At 51.5% G+C, this 18,157-nt stretch carries 13 protein-coding genes and 1 tRNA gene; 13 read left to right on the top strand and 1 reads right to left on the bottom strand.

Going from position 1 to position 18,157, the window contains the following annotated elements; translation table 11 throughout:
* Positions 1–45 precede the first annotated feature (45 nt).
* The 6 genes from ENN66_08550 to ENN66_08525 all read left to right on the top strand — a co-directional run bounded on the left by ENN66_08550 (position 46) and on the right by ENN66_08525 (position 8,148).
* Positions 46–645, top strand: a complete 600-nt coding sequence (locus ENN66_08550) for a 2,3-bisphosphoglycerate-dependent phosphoglycerate mutase (protein ID HDS16635.1) — start codon at positions 46–48, stop codon at positions 643–645.
* 238 nt (positions 646–883) lie between these two features.
* The gene (locus ENN66_08545; GenBank protein ID HDS16634.1) at positions 884–1,180 is read left to right on the top strand and encodes an acylphosphatase; all 297 of its coding nucleotides are present in this window, start codon (positions 884–886) and stop codon (positions 1,178–1,180) included.
* A gap of 154 nt (positions 1,181–1,334) precedes the next feature.
* Positions 1,335–3,962 carry a helicase gene (locus ENN66_08540; protein ID HDS16633.1) on the top strand — a complete coding sequence of 876 codons (2,628 nt, stop codon included), beginning with the start codon at positions 1,335–1,337 and terminating at the stop codon, positions 3,960–3,962.
* Between the two features lie 66 nt (positions 3,963–4,028).
* Positions 4,029–5,666 carry a sensor histidine kinase gene (locus tag ENN66_08535; GenBank protein ID HDS16632.1) on the top strand — a complete coding sequence of 546 codons (1,638 nt, stop codon included), beginning with the start codon at positions 4,029–4,031 and terminating at the stop codon, positions 5,664–5,666.
* 272 nt (positions 5,667–5,938) lie between these two features.
* The gene (locus tag ENN66_08530; GenBank protein HDS16631.1) at positions 5,939–6,595 is read left to right on the top strand and encodes a response regulator transcription factor; all 657 of its coding nucleotides are present in this window, start codon (positions 5,939–5,941) and stop codon (positions 6,593–6,595) included.
* Positions 6,596–6,723: 128 nt separating this feature from the next.
* Positions 6,724–8,148 carry an adenosylhomocysteinase gene (locus ENN66_08525; GenBank protein HDS16630.1) on the top strand — a complete coding sequence of 475 codons (1,425 nt, stop codon included), beginning with the start codon at positions 6,724–6,726 and terminating at the stop codon, positions 8,146–8,148.
* Between the two features lie 71 nt (positions 8,149–8,219).
* Here the strand turns inward: ENN66_08525 and ENN66_08520 are convergent.
* Positions 8,220–8,296 (bottom strand) — tRNA-Pro (locus ENN66_08520).
* 188 nt (positions 8,297–8,484) lie between these two features.
* Here ENN66_08520 and aspS point away from each other — a divergent pair.
* The 7 genes from aspS to ENN66_08485 all read left to right on the top strand — a co-directional run bounded on the left by aspS (position 8,485) and on the right by ENN66_08485 (position 18,150).
* Complete coding sequence (gene aspS / locus ENN66_08515) at positions 8,485–10,272, top strand: aspartate--tRNA ligase (GenBank protein HDS16629.1); 1,788 nt, start codon at positions 8,485–8,487, stop codon at positions 10,270–10,272.
* A 20-nt stretch (positions 10,273–10,292) separates the two neighbouring features.
* Positions 10,293–11,528 carry an isocitrate dehydrogenase (NADP(+)) gene (icd, locus tag ENN66_08510; GenBank protein HDS16628.1) on the top strand — a complete coding sequence of 412 codons (1,236 nt, stop codon included), beginning with the start codon at positions 10,293–10,295 and terminating at the stop codon, positions 11,526–11,528.
* Between the two features lie 46 nt (positions 11,529–11,574).
* Positions 11,575–13,299 (top strand): lipid A export permease/ATP-binding protein MsbA, encoded by a 1,725-nt coding sequence (gene msbA / locus ENN66_08505; protein ID HDS16627.1) that lies wholly within the window; start codon positions 11,575–11,577, stop codon positions 13,297–13,299.
* Entirely contained in the window at positions 13,256–14,872 is a 1,617-nt protein-coding gene (locus ENN66_08500; GenBank protein ID HDS16626.1) for a hypothetical protein, read from the top strand. Before msbA ends, ENN66_08500 begins: the two co-directional genes overlap by 44 nt.
* Before the next feature lie 36 nt (positions 14,873–14,908).
* On the top strand, positions 14,909–15,913 hold the full coding sequence (locus ENN66_08495) for a glycosyltransferase (GenBank protein HDS16625.1): 1,005 nt from the start codon (positions 14,909–14,911) through the stop codon (positions 15,911–15,913).
* 2 nt (positions 15,914–15,915) lie between these two features.
* Positions 15,916–16,887, top strand: coding sequence for a class I SAM-dependent methyltransferase (locus ENN66_08490; protein ID HDS16624.1), 972 nt, complete (start codon positions 15,916–15,918; stop codon positions 16,885–16,887).
* A gap of 135 nt (positions 16,888–17,022) precedes the next feature.
* Complete coding sequence (locus ENN66_08485) at positions 17,023–18,150, top strand: glycosyltransferase (protein ID HDS16623.1); 1,128 nt, start codon at positions 17,023–17,025, stop codon at positions 18,148–18,150.
* The last annotated feature ends 7 nt before the right edge of the window (positions 18,151–18,157 follow it).

Genomic DNA, 18,157 nt, shown 5'->3' with positions numbered 1-18,157 from the left:
CAAACGGCAGGGGTAAGGATAATTTACAGGAAGCAGGATGGGTTAATGGCGGTATTGGTTTTAATGAGACATGGTGAATCAATCTGGAATCGGGATGATCGTTTCGCCGGTTCGGTGGATGTGCCTTTGACTGATGCCGGGCGCTCGGCGGCGGTGGCGGCGGCGGCATCCTTTGCCGGTTTCGAATTTGCGGCGGCTTATTGTTCGCCTCTGACCCGGGCCCGGGAAACCGCCGAACTTTTCCTGAAGGCCCTGGGTTCTGCGGCACCGCTGATTCCCGAGCCTTGCCTGGTGGAAAGAAATTATGGTATTCTTCAGGGGTTGAGTAAGGAACGGGTCAAGGAATTGTATGGAACGGGGATTTATAATCTCTGGCATCGCAGTTATAACATTGCCCCACCGGGTGGAGAAAGTCTTGAAGCTTTAGGTTTGCGGGTGCAGCCTTTCGTGCGCCAGGTGGTGGGCGAGGATCTGCGCCTGGGCGGGAATGTTCTGCTGGTGGCGCATGGAAATGTTCTGCGTTCCTTGGTCATGATGATTGAAAAGCTTGATGCGGATAAAATCGAGCAGGTTGAAGTGGGCACCGCTCAGCCCCTACTTTATGAACTTGATCAGGATTTTGCTTTGCTCAGCAAAAAAGTTTAAATCTGATAAACTTGTAACCACTCTTGAACCTCGCAAAAAACCGGATGACACCGCAACGGCTTCGAAAACGGCTTCGAATGTAAGCCACCCGAAACCTGGGGGCTGTGGTGGACATAGAAGTGTCTCGCAGAGACACGCGTCCGGCCTGGGCCGTGAAGGTTGAAGGGGAATAAAACCAGCAAACCTCGGGCCGGGATTTTTTGAGCCGGTTTGGCTTTTGCAAACGTGATTCGTAGGCATGTCTGACGTTAAAAGGAAACAGCTGCGGGTTGTGGTCAGCGGTCAGGTTCAGGGCGTCTGGTATCGGGCTTCGGCCTGCAGCCGGGCTCAGCAACTGGGTCTTTCCGGCCGGGTCTGGAACCGTGTGGACGGCAAGGTTGAGATCGTGGCTGAGGGCTCGGGGTCCGCATTGCAGGGCTTTTTGATCTGGTGCGCTCAGGGCCCGCCTGGGGCTCGCGTGGTGGGGCTGGAAAGCTACTGGTCTGAACCTGATGCTGGTTTTGATGATTTTCGAGTATCTTATGAGGTATCGTAAACCCGTAAACCGGGATCGTTACGAAGGCGGTTTTTAATTTAATTCGCGCTGATTTATATCTGAAAAATTCATCCTTGTCGAAATGTAGTCGTCTGCGGCCGATTTACCTGGAAATGAGACAACCCGATTTTCGGGCAGCGTTAGGGGGCGGCCGATGGTATATTTAAGGCAGCCTTTCTCGGCGGGGACTCAGTCAGCTCGGTTATCACGACCAAGCGGTCGCGACGCGGCCTCCTGTCTGCAGCCAGAAGTTATCACTTTCATGCGTCGTGAGATCGAGTTGGCTGGGGGCAATGAGGTTTTTTTTCAGGCACGCCTGATTTCCGCGAAAGTAGTTGAAGCAAGAGTCTTGGCGCGCGGCAATCAGGATATGACTCCGGCTTTGTCCCGCAGTCTGCGGCCCGGTGAGGCCGTCATTCACAACCATCCTTCCGGTAATCTCTCTCCTTCGGACGCCGACCTTCGCGTGGCGTCACTTCTGGCGGCAGATGATATTGCATTCCTGATCGTTGATAATACGGTAAGTCTGATTTACGGGGTCGTCGAACCGATGGTCAACTCCGCAGGAGAAGCGCTGTCGCCTGACTTGGTGGAAAGGTATTTTTCCCCCGCGGGGGAACTGGCCGTCAATCTGCCCGGTTATGAATTTCGGGCGGAGCAGGCCGAATTGGCCCGAGAAGTTCTGCAGGTATTTAACGATCACGGTTTTTTGCTTGCGGAAGCGGGAACCGGAGTTGGAAAAAGCCTGGCCTATCTGATTCCGGCGGCGCTCTGGGCTATTCGCAGGCAGCAGCGAGTCGTTATTTCGACCAATACAATCAATCTTCAGGAACAACTGCTGGATAAGGATTTGCCGGTGTTGATTCGGGACCTTGCCCTACCGGTCAAAGCCGTCCTGGTCAAAGGCCGGGCGAATTATCTTTGCCGGCGACGGCTTCAGGAACTGGCGCGGGAAATCGCGGAGCTGAAAGAACCGCAGGATGATGAGCTCAAAGCCCTGGTGAGGTGGGGGCAGACTACCATAGGTGGCAGCCGGGCCGATTTTCCTGGTTTGCCCAGTGCGGAGGCCTGGGAGCTGGTTGCCAGCGAGGCGGATGCCTGTCCCGTTTCACGCTGTCCCGAGTTTCCCAACTGTTTTTTTTACAATGCCAGGCGGCAGGCGGCCCAGGCTCAGCTTCTCGTGGTCAATCACCATCTTTTGATGGCCGATCTGCAACTGCCGGAGGGGGTAGGAATCCTGCCGCGTTACGAGGCTTTGATCATGGACGAGGCCCATCATCTTGAGGACGCGGCCACCGGTTATCTGGGAGAAAATATCTCTGAAATCGGGCTGCTGATGCAGCTTAACCGCCTGGCTCATCGGCAGCGGCGCGAACTGGGTTTGCTGCGGCGCCTGCGCCGCCATCTTGGTCAGGGGCTGTCGTCTTCCGGGAAAAGGCTTGCGGACCGGCGCCGGATGGAACTGGAGCTTGAGTTGTATGCTGCCTTGACCGCCTTGCTCGAAACTGAGGCCGAGCCCGCCGTCTTGATGTTCAGTCATGATTTGCACGATTATTTTGCAACCTGGCGCGATCTTCTGAAAGAGGCTTTCGAGGCCATAGAAGGGGGAGATTTAGAAGGATCGTTTAAGTTGCGGATTACCGCTCGGGAACGGAACCATGTTTTCTGGCGGACGGATCTGGCCGCAAGCGTCACCGCCTTTCTTGATGAGGCCGCAAGTGTTGTGAAGACTTTGTTGCGGCTCGGGCGCAAGATCGAATATGGTTTGCAGGACAAGTTTTTGCCGGAAGATTTTTTTGCTGCCTGGTATCAGGAATTTCTCGTGGCCCTGAATCGTTTTCGTAGCCAGGTTGATTTTATCAGTGGATTTTTTCTAAAAACAGAGGTTGAGGCCGGGACTATCGCCTGGGTTGAGGTGAGTTCCGGGCGGCGCCGTAATTGCCGTCTCGTTCTGGCTCCACTGGAAGTTGGTTCCTTGCTCGAGAAGCTGCTTTATCAGCGCTTAAACTGCATGATCATGGTCTCGGCGACCTTGGCGGTGGATCGTTCCTTTGCCTTTTTTACCGGTCGGGTCGGGCTTGCCGAGCGCTCGCGAAAGGGTTTTTTACAGACAATGATTCTGGCCAGCCCGTTTGACTATCGGCGTCACGCCCTGATCGCGGTGCCCAATGATCTGCCGCTGCCTAATGAAAAGTCTTATGTGCCGGCCTTGTCACTCTTTCTTGACACCTTGATTGCCCGTCTCGGGGGACGGACGATGGTTCTTTTTACTTCATATCGGACCATGCGCGAGGTTGCTTATGGTTGCCGGGATTCCTTGCTTCGGCGCGGGGTCAGGATGTTGCTTCAAGGAGAAGGGCAGCGGCAATGGCTGCTCAATGAATTGAAAAACAATTCAGGTACGGTTCTGTTTGCCACGGACAGTTTTTGGGAGGGGGTTGACGTCAAAGGACGGGCTCTAGAGTGCCTGGTGGTGGTGCGTTTACCGTTCAAGGTCCCTACTGAACCGGTCCTGGCCGCCCGTCTGGAATATGTGGCGGCTTGTGGAGGGAATCCTTTTTACGATTATACCTTGCCGCAGACCGCCCTCAAATTGAAGCAGGGGGTCGGCCGCCTGATTCGCAGTCGCAAGGATCGCGGCGTTATCGTGATTTGTGATCGACGGCTGGTTGAAAAAAGTTACGGATCACGCCTGCTTGCAGTTCTTCCGGAGGCTGAGTTTCAGATTATGAGCGGCGGTGAGCTTGTCAGTCGCGCTGCAGCTTTTATTTCTCAGGATTAAGGCCGAGTAATTCAGCCGGATGTTTTCGGCGGCGACATTGGGGTGCTATCAGCCAGGAGCAAAATTATGTTTTTCCGACCCACAAGACCATCGCTTCTGTTCGGCGGCTTTTTGACGGTTTATATTCTGCTTCTGTTGAGTCTGGCTTTTCTTGCCTGGCAGGTCCGGCAGAACGAACAGGCTGCCTGTCAGGCGTTGTTGGCGCGAAAAATTCTGGATTGTTCAGAAGGGCTCTCCAGGCGAGAGTCGCTTGGAGGCCTGAATGCGGATGAAGCCGGTCTGCCTCAGGAATGGAACGCGGTAGCCGCCCTTGGCCTTCTGCGCCGGGGAGGGATGTTTGCCGGAGTAAAGCTTTCCGCGATGAATAATAAAGAAATCGTTTTCCTGATAGAATCTATGATCAGCTTGAAACAGGCCCGGGGAAATGCCGTTCCGGGAACCTCGTCTGATATCTCATTAGGGACGATTTTTGAAAAGAAAGCGGAAAGTCTGGTCCAGACCATGGTGTTTCGAGAAGTGGTCGCCCGCAATAAAATCCGCGCGGCTTTTTGGGGGACGGTCGGACTGGTTTTTTTTCTTGCTCTGGTGAGCGCCGGTATCGGGGTTCTCTTTTTAGAGATGAAAAAGCAATCCCACCGAGAACGGGAAAGATCGCTTTTCTTTCAAGGCTTGCTGGCCGCACTGCCCGGAGCCGGTGTGCTGTTGGATGAAAACCTTGATATAAAACTAATTAATCGAGCCGGTAAAAGGCTTTTAGGGTTGGATCATGATCAGGTGTTATCCGGTAAATTTGAGCGATATTGTCGAGATCCAGCCTTGATCAAAGAGTTGCGTTCTTTCTCGTCCGCCATGCCGGAAGTTTCATCCGATATTTTCGACCAAATGTTTGCCGAGCCCAGCGAGTTTGCCTGGTATGGTGATGAGTCTCGGCAAACCTTACTTTCGGTTATCTGGTTTCATGCTTTTATTGCCGGCAAGGGTTATTTTTGGGGGGTAGTGGAAGCGTCTTGTCGAAACCAATCGCAAACCCTTAACCCAATACAGGTTCAGGAGCAGCTGAGAGAGCTGTCCAGTGAGCTTTTCCGGGTTCAGGATAACGAAAGAAGGTTGTTGGCGAATGAATTGCATGATGGTCTCTGTCAATCCCTGGCCGCCCTCAAGATGCAGGTCGCCAGAGTTGAAAAGCGTCTTGAACTTCCTGACCTTAAAGGTGAATGCCTTAAAATACGGCAATTCATAGCGCAGATTATTGAAGATACAAGACGTTTGTCCCACGATTTGAGTCCGGTGGTTCTGGATGATCTTGGTCTGGGCGACGCCCTGGCACAGATGATCAATAACTTCGCTGCCCTTAAAGGCATGAAAGTGTCCATTTCAATTCCTGACCTAGATGAGTTTTTTCCCCGGGATGCGTCTCGTCATATTTACCGGATCGTGCAGGAAACCCTAAATAACGTAGAAAAACACGCGAATGCGTCACTAGTGTTGTTTGAAGTTAAGGTTATGGATGATGAGGTCTCCTTTTCAATCAAGGATGACGGCATCGGTTTTGTTGTGGATCAGGTCAGCAAAACTCCCTCGCGGGCCGGGTTGGGTCTGGCCAGTATGGCCCAGCGGGTTCGGTTGTTGGAGGGGACCCTTCAGATTCTGAGCCAGCCAGGCAAGGGCACTGAGGTGAAGTTTCTGATTCCTAAAAAACGGTAGAGATGATGTTTTGCCGATAAGTTTATCGATGAAAGGCATTTTTTTGCGCTAAGAGGAGGGAGGCGTTTTCTGTTTGGTTTCTGAAAAGGAAGTCATTGCGTAAGGTTGTTTGTAAAAAAGTCAGCTTTTATTGCCACTTCAAGCTGATTTGCTTGTAAATAGTTTATCTATCTGATATATTGCGACGGTTAGGTTTGTGAGAGATATTCGTTCGGCTGATAGCGTCGTTGTGATATAAAGTTATAAGATACGTAAAATCAAGGAGTTGTCTGATGTTTAGAGATGATGGCAAATGTAAGATCGTTCTGGCTGATGATCATGCGATGTTGCGTCAGGGTATCAAGAAGATAATCGAGGAAGAAAATAATCTTGAAGTTGTCGGCGAGGTTAGTGATGGTCTTGAACTGATTGAGTTTTTAAATAAAAATCGTGTCAATCTCGTGCTGCTTGATATTTCGATGCCCAATGTGCGTGGAATCGAAGCGATTACCGAAGTCCGGCGGGCTCAGCCGGGGGTCAAGGTTTTGATGCTGACCATGCACAATAATAAAGAGTATCTGTATGCCGCAATTTCCGCCGGAGCTGATGGTTATCTGCTTAAAGAAAACAGCGATGACGAACTTTTAGCCGCTATTGACCAGGTCATGCATGGGGAGACCTATATTTCACCAACCTTGGCGGCGGATTTTTCTGAAGACTTGATGAAGTTTTATCGCAAAAACAAGAAACTTCCTTTTGAGCACCTGACCAATCGTGAACGTGAAATCTTGAAAATGGTGGCGGAAGGCAATACCAGCCGTGAAATTGGCGATCTTTTGTATATCAGCTTGCGTACGGTTGAACATCATCGAGCTAACATCATGCGCAAAATGAAATTCCGCTCGGTTGCCGATCTGATTAAATACGCGCTCGATAAAGGTTACGTTTAGGTCTGGCCTGGGTTGTGACGTTGTTTTATTTGAGGGCACTCTTTTTGAGGTGCCCTCTGTTGTTTATAGTTCAGCTCGCCTTGTCGGGATGGGCTTATTGTGTAACTTAACGAATAGGAAATTTACGGATGAGTACAAAAATTGATCCTTTTGCCGAGCTGACCTGTTTGATCGCTGATTCCGGTCTGGCTGCATGGGGGCGTAAAGAAATTGAGGTTGCTGAACACGAAATGCCGGGCTTGATGGCGATCCGGGAAAAGTATCTGGCCGATCAGCCTCTGAAGGGGGCCAGGATCACCGGTTCATTGCATATGACGATTCAGACGGCGGTCCTGATTGAAACCCTGGTCGCTTTAGGCGCAGAGGTGCGCTGGGCTTCCTGTAATATTTTTTCTACCCAGGATCATGCCGCGGCTGCGATCGCGGCCGCAGGGATTCCTGTTTTTGCCTGGAAAGGTGAGACCTTGGCCGACTATTGGGCCTGCACCTACCAGGCGCTCTCTTTTCCTGGGGGGGGCGGTCCGGATCTGATCGTCGATGATGGAGGGGATGCCACGCTGATGATGCATCTGGGAGCGCGATCCGAAAAGGACCCTTCATTGCTTGAGGGAGACTTTCAATCGGAAGACGAAATCGAACTGGTTGCCCTGCTGCGGGAAATCCAGCGTCGTAAAGTGAGTAACTTTCAAGACTGGGTTGATAATTGCCGCGGAGTCTCGGAGGAGACAACGACCGGAGTTCATCGTCTCTATCAGATGATGGAAAAGGGCGAGCTCAAGTTCCCGGCATTTAATGTCAATGATTCCGTGACCAAGTCAAAGTTTGACAATCTCTATGGTTGTCGCGAGTCGTTGGCGGATGGGATCAAGCGGGCGACCGACGTTATGGTCGCCGGTAAAAATGTGGTGATCTGTGGTTATGGTGATGTTGGGAAAGGCTGCGCTCAGTCCATGCGCGGTTTCGGCGCTCGAGTGATAGTTACCGAGATCGATCCGATTTGTGCCTTGCAGGCCCTGATGGAAGGGTTTGAGGTGACGACAATGGAAGAGGCGTTGGTCGAGGGTGATATTTACGTGACCACGACCGGAAATCGTGATGTTATCACGGCCGAACATATTGCGGGAATGAAAAACCAGGCGATCGTTTGTAATATCGGTCATTTTGACAGTGAAATTCAGATCGCGCGCCTCAATAAATGGCCCGGTATTGTCAGGGAAAAGATTAAACCCCAGGTTGATCGTTACACTTTTCCGGATAAGCACCAGGTTTTTGTCCTGGCGGAGGGTCGTCTGGTAAATCTGGGATGTGCTACCGGACATCCTTCGTTTGTGATGTCGGCCTCGTTTGCCAATCAGACCCTGGCTCAGCTTGATTTGTGGAAAAACCGTTATGAAATCGGGGTTTATCGGTTGCCTAAGATTCTGGATGAAGAGGTCGCCCGTTATCATATTGAGAAACTCGGGGCTAAATTGACGGTTCTTAATCAGGTGCAGGCGGATTATCTGGGCATATCGATTAACGGCCCCTATAAACCCGAGCATTATCGCTATTAGGACGAAAGCTTCCGCAACCGTTAAAACTAAAAAAGGGACAGCTGCGAGCTGTCCCTTTTTTGATTTTTTCATGGTCGGGATGAGAGGATTTGAACCTCCGACCCCTGCGTCCCGAACGCAGTGCTCTACCGGGCTGAGCCACATCCCGCCTGAAATTGTTGCGAGGCTTCTAATGGATTGACTCTCTAAAGTCAAGAGGAAAATGCCGGGAAGGGTCAATTGAAGTTCGCCAGAAAGGGCTTGACTAGGTTGGTTAAAGATGGCAAAAGGCGCAGGTTCACTGGTCTTTAGGCAACGACCGAGGGTGGTCTTTTTAAAATCTGATGGGATATCAATATGGAACAGAGCAGTATTAAGACAAGAGCCGTCGCTTACCGGAGTCATGTTTGTGGAGAATTACGGGCTGCGGATATCGGTAAAAGAGTCAAACTGTCGGGTTGGGTGCAGAACTGGCGCGATCACGGAGGCGTGATTTTTATCGATTTGCGGGATCGTTATGGCTTGACCCAGGTGGTTTTTAATCCTGAAAATGCACCCGAGGCTCATGCTCAGGCTCATCTTCTGCGGGGAGAATTTGTCCTGCAGGTTGAAGGCGGGGTGGTTTGTCGTCCGAAGGGTACGATCAATGCCAATATGGCAACCGGGGAAATTGAAATTCTGGCTGATCAGGTCAGAATCTTAAATAAATCTCAAACCCCGCCTTTCATGATTGATGAAACCAGTGAAATCGGCGAGAATGTACGGCTTCAATATCGTTATCTGGATTTGCGCCGGCAAGCTTTACAGGAGGCCCTAATTACTCGTCACAAGGTAAGTAAAATCGTCAGGGATTATCTCGATGAACATGATTTTCTGGAAATCGAGACGCCGGTCCTGACAAAAAGTACTCCTGAAGGAGCCCGTGATTATCTGGTTCCGAGCCGCACCAATCCGGGGTCATTTTTTGCCTTGCCGCAGTCGCCGCAACTTTTCAAGCAGCTTCTCATGGTCGCCGGCTTCGATCGTTACTTCCAGATTGTCAAGTGTTTTCGGGATGAAGATCTGCGAGCCGACCGGCAGCCGGAATTTACTCAGATTGATATGGAACTCTCCTTCGTCGAGCGGGATGACGTGATGGGGCTGGTTGAAGGCATGATAGCCATGATTTTTAAAACTGTGAAAGGCTTTGACAGCTGTCCACCTTACCCGCGGCTGACTTATAGCGCAGCCTTGGATATGTATGGTCTGGATGCCCCGGATCTGCGTTTTGACATGCATCTGGTCGATCTCTGCGGGGTTTTCGCGGGGACTGAATTTAAGGTTTTTCGTTCGGTTCTGGATGGTAAGGGACTGATAAAAGGGATTAATCTAAAAGGTGGGGCGGCGCTTTCGCGAAAGGAAATCGATGATTTGCTGGCCGTAGTTCAGATTTATGGGGCCAAGGGGCTGGCTTGGATCAAGGTTAATGACGATGGCTGGCAGTCGCCGATCGTGAAATTTTTCAGTGAACCTGAAAAAACCGCACTGGGTCAGCGTATGGAGGCGGAAACCGGCGACTTGCTGTTGTTTGTGGCCGATCGGGCTGAAGTCGCCAATGAGGCTCTCGGTCGTTTGCGTTTGCACTTAGGTGAGAAAATGGGCCTGATTGATCAAACCAAACTGGCTTTTTGCTGGGTTGTCGATTTTCCCATGTTCGCCTGGGATGAGTCGGAAAAACGCTATGTGGCGATTCATCATCCCTTTACGGCTCCGCTGGATGAGGACCTCGCCAGGCTTGAGAGTAATCCGTTACAGGTCAAAGCCAAGGCTTATGATCTGGTTCTGAATGGGGTCGAGGTTGGCGGCGGCAGTATCAGAATTCATGACAGTGAAACTCAGGCCAAGGTTTTTCGGCTTCTCAAGATCACCGATGAGGAGGCTCGGGAAAAGTTTGGTTTCCTCCTGGATGCTTTGAGTTTCGGCGCTCCTCCACATGGTGGTATCGCTTTTGGGCTTGATCGCCTGATGATGCTTCTGTTGGGGCGTCAGTCGATTCGCGAAGTGATCGCTTTTCCCAAAACCCAGAAAGCGACCTGTCTGTTGAGCGGGGCGCCGAATACTGTCAGCCCACGGCAACTGCGGGATCTGGCGATAAAAATTGCATAATTGATTTACAGGAGGAGCGCATGACAGCGACACGGCAACCGGGTCAGTATATTGATTTTGAAAACGGGGTCTATCGGGTTCCGGATAACCCGATTATCGGAGCTCTGGCCGGAGACGGCATCGGACCAGATATCTGGGAGGCCACGCGAAAGGTTCTTGACGCGGCCATCGATAAGGCTTACGCCGGGCGCAGGCTGGTCTGCTGGCAGCCCCTGGCCGCCGGAGAAACGGCTTTTGCTGAAACCGGTTCATATTTGCCGCAAACAACCCTGGATGCCATCCGCAAACAGCGGATCGCCATTAAAGGTCCGCTTTCAACCCCGACCGGAGGGGGCATTCGTAGTCTGAATGTTGCGTTGCGCCATTATTTTGATCTTTATGCCTGTATTCGACCGGTGCGTTATTATGATGGGGTGCCCAATCCGATGAAGCGGCCGGGGGATCTTGATGTGGTTATTTTTCGCGAAAACACGGAGGATGTCTATGCTGGGCTGGAATGGCCCTCGGGCTCGGTTGAAGCCGAAGAGCTGGGGGCCTATCTACGGGATAAACTGGGAGCCAAAGTCCCTCAAGGATCGGCCCTGGGAATCAAACCGATGAGTCCTGCGGGCAGCAAACGTCTGATCCGTAAGGCGATTATCTTTGCCCTTGAAAATCAGCGCCGGGTAGTGACCATGGTGCACAAGGGTAATATTATGAAATTTACCGAAGGTGCTTTTTGTCAGTGGGGATATGAAATAGCCCGGGCTGAATTCTCTGATCGGGTCGTTACGGAAAATGAACTTTTGACTCATTATCAGGGCGAACTGCCGGCGGAAAAGATCCTGCTCAATGATCGGATCGCGGATGCGATGTTTCAGCAGTTGCTGCTGCGTCCGGCCGAATATGACGTGCTGGCCACTCCCAATCTTAACGGAGATTATCTTTCCGATGCCTGTGCCGCCCAGGTCGGTGGACTTGGGATTGCTCCAGGAGCCAATGTCGGCGACGGAATCGCTATCTTTGAGGCCACCCATGGCACGGCTCCCAAGTATGCCGGCCAGGACAAGGTCAACCCCGGATCGCTGATTCTTTCGGGTAAGATGATGCTTGATTTTATGGGTTGGAAAGAGGCCGGCAGCCTAGTCGAAACGGCTTTGCGGAAAGCAATTCTGGGGCGGCGGGTAACCTATGATCTGGCTCGGCAGATGGAGGGCGGCGAGGAGGTCACTTGCAGTACTTTCGCGCAGTTGATTGTTGAGGCCATGGCCCGGTGATGATTTTCCCTTATGGTATTCATAAAACTTTCCGTATCGATCTGTAATGCAGAATTATCGTCGCCTGCTAAATTATCTCCGCCCCCTGTGGTGGCCGTTGCTGCTATCAATTTTTTGTATGGTGGCGTTCTCACTGCTGACCTCGGCAGTCGCTTTTCTCGTGAAGCCCGCGCTTGACGATATCTTTATCAATAAGGATGCTGTCAAGCTCAAGTCTCTGCCCTTGGTCCTGATTCTGCTTTTCGCTTTGAAAGGGGTCGCCAATTATTTCCAGACCTACTACACCGGGTATGTCGGGAGTCGGATCGTCACGACGATCAGGGAAGAGGTTTATTTTCATATTCAGAAGCTCTCCCTCTCCTTTTTTACCGCGACCGCCAGCGGGGTTCTGACTTCGCGTATTATCTATGATGTGTCCATGATCCAGCGGGCGGTTTCCAATGTTATCTCCGGTCTACTCAAGGATATGGTCACGGCTTTGGGGCTGGTCGGCGTTATCATTTATCGGGACTGGCAGCTGTCCCTGATTGTCCTGGTGGTTTTTCCTTTATTCTTTTTCCCGATTTTCAAATACAGTCGCAAAATGCGGCGCTTCAGTAAAAAAAGTCAGGTTCAGGTTGCGGGAATCACATCTTTTCTGCAAGAGAGTTTTACCGGTATCAGGATTATCAAGGCCTTTCAGATGGAGTCCTATAATCAGAGGGAATTTCGGACGATCAATGAAAAACTGCTGGGTCTGGTTCTGCGTCAGCTGAAAATCAAATCTCTGACGGTGCCGATTTCCGAGACCGCCGGCGGTCTGGCGGCCGCTGCTGTGATCTGGTACGGTGGCAGTCAGGTGGTGCAGGGACATTCCACTCCGGGTAATTTCTTTTCCTTCATGACGGCTCTTTTTATGCTCTATGGGCCGATTCGCAGCCTTAACCGCAGCAACAACCAGATTCAGGAAGCCCTGGCCGCCGGCAAACGGGTTTTTGAAATTCTTGACCTGGAGCCTGAAATCATTGATCGTCCCGGAGCGGTCGAACTGCCTCCGATTAGAAACGGGATTCGTTTTGAGCATGTCGTTTTCGCCTACGATAACGAAAACGACGTGCTGCGCGGGGTCTCTTTGTCACTGCGCAAGGGTGAAACCGTGGCCCTGGTCGGCCGCAGCGGTGGAGGCAAAAGCACCATCCTTAATCTGCTGCCTCGTTTTTATGACGTTAAAAGCGGGCGGATCATGATCGACGATCTGGATATTCGAGACCTGACCCAGCAGTCTCTGCGGGCGGCGATAGCGATTGTCTCGCAGCAGACCGTCCTTTTTAATGATACAGTTCGTAATAACATTGCCTATGGTCGAACCGATCTAAGTCTTGACGATATTATAAATGCCGCCCGTTCCGCCAATGCCCATACCTTTATCGAAGAACTGCCGGAGCAATACGATACGATCATCGGGGAAAACGGGGTCAGGCTTTCCGGCGGGCAACAACAGCGGCTTTCAATTGCCCGGGCTTTACTGAAAAATTCCCCGATTCTTCTGCTTGATGAGGCGACTTCTTCCCTGGACACCGAGTCGGAAAGAGCGGTTCAGGAAGCCATTGATCGTTTGATGGAGAGCCGAACTTCGCTGGTGGTGGCCCATCGTCTGTCGACGATAGTCAACGCCGATCGGATTGTAGTTCTGGATAAAGGGGAGATTGTCGAGGAAGGCACCCATAAGGAGCTGCTGGCAGCCGCTGGTGAATATACCAAATTGTACAATATGCAGTTTCAGGAGGAGTGAGAAAATCGCAAGCAACCCTGACCGTGGTGTCCGCAGACAGATAAAAACCAAGTTTCCAGCTGCCGATTCTATCGTTTTAATAGCGGTTTCGATCAGTGTTATACTGTCTTTATGGACCTCTTTTACCGGCGGCACGATCAACCTTGACGGTATTCTTTATATCAGCGTGGCCGAGCGCCTGCAGCAGGGGAATTTCGGGTCAGCGGCGGAACTTTATAACTGGTTTTTCTATCCTCTCTGCATCGCCGGAATCAGCCAGCTTACCGGGTTTGCTCTGGAAACTGCGGCCTTTCTGCTGACGGCTTTTTTTTCAGCCCTGCTAACCTACGCTTTTCTGGCGTGTGTCCGTCTCTTCGAAAATTCAGAGCGAGTACTTTTATGGGCGGCTCTGATCATTGTCTTTCATCCGGTTTTAATGGAGGACCGCTGCGAAATCATTCGTGATCATGGCTATTGGGGATTTTATCTTCTGGCGCTTTTTTTTATCCTGCGCTTTTCTCATAGTGGTCGTTGGCGCGAGGTTCTGGGTTGGTGGGGGAGCATGCTCCTGGCCACCATGTTTCGTGTCGAAGGTTTGTTGTTTATGCTTTTGCTGCCGCTGTCGATGCTCTGGCAGAGAAGACCCAGCCCTCAGCGATGGTATTTTTTTGCCAAAACGCAACTGATCAACCTGATCTTTTTTGTAAGCGCGATGATTTTTTTGCAGTCGACAAAAAATCCCGGAGCCAAATTGTTGGAGTGGGGTCGTTTGGGGGATGCTCTGGCGCTCGGGGAAAAATTTTATAGAGCTCTGAACGGCGGGCTGGCGCAAAGAAGCGAGATGCTCGAAAAGGTTCTTTATCCGTATTCTCAGAACTACGCGGGGGCCGTTCTGATACTGATTCCGCTGGTAATTTTTCTACATAAACTGTTGGCCACCCTGACCCCGGTTTATGTCGGGGTGCTCGGTTGTCGCCCCTGGCGTTACCTGCGTCGTCTTAACCATGATCTGTTAATTGTCCTGATCTGGACGATGCTCCTCAATGCTGCTATTCTCCTGGTTTTTGTTTTTGCCGAGTATTACCTGCAGAGGCGGTTTGCTTATCCTCTGGGGATCACTCTTTTGCTCTTATTGCCTTTTATTTTTGATGCGTATTTTTTGTTATGGCGGAGCGGTAAAAGAATTTTACCGCTTAAACGCTGGCTTCTTTATCCGGCCGCGGTTTTTCTGGTGATTCAGTCCCTGGGTGGTTTTCTGAGCTGGCCTGGAAACTCGGACTATTTTATCAAAGAAGCCGGTTTATGGCTGAAGGACAATCTTCCGCCCCATGAATCACTGTACAGCAACAACCCCAAACTTTATTACTACAGCGGTCGCATGGATGGTTATTGGGAAAAAAGACCTTTGCGGCTTAAGTTCTCGGCCGCTCTTTTACAGGAAAAACCCTGGCCGGACAAAGCTTACATTGCCCTGTGGGTGAGCCGCCATTTTCCTGGGAGTACGGCTGAGATCTCCCGCGAACTTGAGCGGGAACCGGTTAAAGTTTTCAGCAATCGTCGACACGATCGGGTTATAATCTATGACGCCGGCTAGGTTAGGAGATGTGGTTTTGCAAAAGGAGTTTTCGCCGTGGTGAGGCCGCGCCGAATCGTTTTTGTCTGTAAGGGGCTGGAAGATCCGGCAACCCGTTATCGGATTCTGCAGTATGAAGCTCTTTTTATACGTCACGGCTGGCAAATCAGTTGTCTGGCTGAACGCGGTTCCTGGTTCGAGCGGCTGGCGGTGCTGAAGGCCGCTAAAACCGCCGAGGTGCTGGTGGTTTCCCGCAGAACCTACAGTTATCCTTTCTTGTGGCTGTTGCGCTATTTTGCCGGGTATCTGATTTTTGATTTCGATGACGCGATTTTCTGCAAGAGTTCAGGCGCCGTCTCCAGACGCCGGCAGAAAGGTTTTGCGCGGATGGTTTCGTGCTGCGATCAGATCTGGGCCGGCAACCGTTATCTGGCCGCCGCCGCCGAGCCCTACCAGCGCCGGGTCAGGGTGATTCCGACCTCGGTTTTCCCTGAAGCCTATGAAAAAATAAAGGTTGACCGGTCAGACTCTTTTGTCGATCTGGTCTGGATCGGCAGTCGTTCCACCCGTAAACACCTTCTGACCATCATGCCGGTACTTGAAGAAACGGCTTTGGCGGTTCCCGGTTTGCGCTTGAAGATTATCGCCGATTTCAGTCTGTCGGCGCAGCACCTTGATGTTTTAGCCGTGCCCTGGTCGAAAGCGCACGAGGCTTACGATCTGGTTTCGGCCGATATCGGGCTCGCCCCGTTGCCGGATAATCCTTTTACCAGAGGAAAATGCGCTTTAAAGATAATTCAGTACATGGCTGCCGGGCTGCCGGTGGTATCGTCCGCCTCCGGTGTCAATCGCGAGGTAGTCGCAGATGGTGTCAGTGGTTTTTTGGCGCATAATCCTGAACAGTGGCAGGCGGCGATTGTACGTTTGGCTCGGAACCGGAAAATGCGTCGTGCAATGGGAGAGGCCGGCCGGGAAATTTTTTTGAAAAATTACAGCGGGCCGGTGGTCTTTGCGAAAATTATGGGTTCTCTGGAAAGCGATTTTAGTCCTGAGCAAAGCTGATTATGAATAAATCTTTCTTATCTGAAAATGATTTGTGTCCTTTATGCGCTTCATCCCAGCGGCGACCTGCTTTTGTCGGCACCGATCTTCTCCATGGATTACCAGGCCGTTATGAGTATGTTGAATGTCGGATTTGTGGGTTGATTTATCAGATGCCATTGCCGAGTCCGGAAAAAATTGCCTCGTTTTATCCGGAGCAGTACGATCCCTATCGGCCGACTTCGTTAAAAAATAAAAATCGGTTCGAAAAAGCGGTGCTCAGGGATAAATACGGTTATCGGCATCTTGACAGTTCCGTCCCTGGGTGGCTTTCATGGTGTCTGGCCCCCTTGGTGCTGCGGGATGCGGTCCACTTTTTGGGCAATCACCGTCTCCTGGATGTTGGTTGCGGTTCAGGACGCTATCTGCAGAGCATGCGTAACTTGGGCTGGGAGGTTGACGGGGTTGAATTTAATGACGGTGCCGCACAGACTTGTCGTCAAGCGGGTCTGCGGGTTTTTGCCGGGGAACTGGCCCAGGCGGGTTTTGCCGATGAAACTTTTGCTGTCGTCACGGCCCGTCATGTTTTGGAGCATATTGCCGAACCTAAAGCCTTCGTCGCGGAGATTTTTCGTATTTTACAGCCCGGCGGTTGGCTGGTTTTAAAAACCCCGAACAGCCGGGCCCTGGCGCGCAACTGGTTTGGACCGAAATGGTATCCTAATGACGCTCCGCGTCATCTGATGCTTTATTCTCCGGCGAATCTGCGCCGCCTGGCGCAGGAGCAGGGTTTTATTCCGAAACGGTGGTTTACCGAATCATCACCTAAGGCTATCCTTAACAGTTGGGATTATGTTTCCGGCAATCGGGGAAAACCTTCGCGTAAACGCCGGCTGCGGCGGCTGCTGGCCCGGGTTTACGTTGTCGCGGCCGGGCTTGATTCCGGGCGTGGTGATGAAATAAATATCATTTTTGTCAAACCTGAAAAACAATGAAGAGGCGGTGGCTTGGGCGGCAATGGCAATAAGGGTAAAAACCGAAGCTTCGACATTGCCCTTGATGACAGGGATAATTCGTCCAGGTAAAAGTCTTGCTTTTCAGGATTACGGGGTACGGTAAAAAACGTGAGTTTGAAGCTGGCATTCTGTCTGATCAAATATTTCCCTTACGGGGGATTGCAGAGGGACTTTCTTAGGATTGCCGAGATCTGTCATCGTTCCGGGTACCGGATCGAGGTTATTACTCTTGACTGGGTCGGTCCGGTTCCCGAGTGGTTGACCTTGCGGCTGGTTCGCGTCCGGTGCGTAACCAATCATGCGCGCCGTCTGGCGCTTGCGCTGGAACTGTCCCGCATGACCTCCACTGGAGAGTATGCCGCAACCGTCGGTTTCAGCAAGATGCCGGGTCTGGATGTTTATTTCGCGGCGGACAGCTGTTATGCCGCAAAAAATGAAAAACGAAATATTTTCTACCGTCTCAGCGGCCGCTATCGGGTCTATTCCTTTCTGGAAAAAGCGGTTTTCTCCGCAGCTTCGCCAAGTGTAGTGCTGATGCTGTCGGAGGCAGAAAAACATCTTTATCAGCATTATTATCAGACTCCGGAAGAACGCTTATTTCTTTTGCCACCGGGAATTTCCCGAGATCGTTTGCGCCCGCTTGACGCCGCCGCCCTCGGCGCCGGATTGAGAGCCGAGCTCGGGGTTGGGGCTGACAGCTATCTGGTTTTGCTGGTGGGCTCCGGATTCAAGACCAAAGGAGTTGATCGCGCCTTGCTGGCCGTGGCCTCTTTACCGGAAGAAATTCGGGAAAATTGTTTTCTGGTCGTGATCGGTAAGGATAATTTTTCACCTTTTGCACGCTTGGCGAAAAGTCTTGGAATTGCCGGCAGAGTGATTTTCTTTCCCGGGCGTGACGATATTACTCGTTTTCTGGTGGCGGCGGATCTTCTGATTCATCCGGCTTATAAAGAGAATACCGGTACCGTGTTGATTGAAGCCTTGGCCGCCGGGTTGCCGGTCCTGGCCACCGATGTCTGCGGTTACAGCGGGCATATTCGTCAAGCCCAGGCTGGGTTGGTTTTAACCTCACCGTTTGTGCAGGAAAGATTAAATCTTCTTCTGGCGCGAATGCTGTTGTCCCGCCACCGAAATGCCTGGTCCCGGAATGCTTTGCGCTATGTCGAACGGGAAGATGTTTTCAGTATGCCGGAAAAGGCGGCCGAAATAATAATCAAGGTGGCTCGGCGCCAAAAACCTTAGTGCGGAG

The sequence above is a fragment of the Pseudomonadota bacterium genome, assembly GCA_011049115.1.
GTDB lineage: Bacteria > Desulfobacterota > Anaeroferrophillalia > Anaeroferrophillales > Tharpellaceae > DSCM01.
Note: the sequence above shows the minus strand (reverse complement) of the source record. Positions and strands in the feature narration are given on the sequence as shown.

Bases quoted from the DNA above. Each gene is read 5' to 3' on its own strand.
- ENN66_08550 (HDS16635.1), top strand. From the start codon at position 46: ATGGCGGTATTGGTTTTAATGAGACATGGTGAATCAATCTGGAATCGG.
- ENN66_08545 (HDS16634.1), top strand. From the start codon at position 884: ATGTCTGACGTTAAAAGGAAACAGCTGCGGGTTGTGGTCAGCGGTCAG.
- ENN66_08540 (HDS16633.1), top strand. From the start codon at position 1,335: ATGGTATATTTAAGGCAGCCTTTCTCGGCGGGGACTCAGTCAGCTCGG.
- ENN66_08535 (HDS16632.1), top strand. From the start codon at position 4,029: ATGTTTTTCCGACCCACAAGACCATCGCTTCTGTTCGGCGGCTTTTTG.
- ENN66_08530 (HDS16631.1), top strand. From the start codon at position 5,939: ATGTTTAGAGATGATGGCAAATGTAAGATCGTTCTGGCTGATGATCAT.
- ENN66_08525 (HDS16630.1), top strand. From the start codon at position 6,724: ATGAGTACAAAAATTGATCCTTTTGCCGAGCTGACCTGTTTGATCGCT.
- aspS (HDS16629.1), top strand. From the start codon at position 8,485: ATGGAACAGAGCAGTATTAAGACAAGAGCCGTCGCTTACCGGAGTCAT.
- icd (HDS16628.1), top strand. From the start codon at position 10,293: ATGACAGCGACACGGCAACCGGGTCAGTATATTGATTTTGAAAACGGG.
- msbA (HDS16627.1), top strand. From the start codon at position 11,575: ATGCAGAATTATCGTCGCCTGCTAAATTATCTCCGCCCCCTGTGGTGG.
- ENN66_08490 (HDS16624.1), top strand. From the start codon at position 15,916: ATGAATAAATCTTTCTTATCTGAAAATGATTTGTGTCCTTTATGCGCT.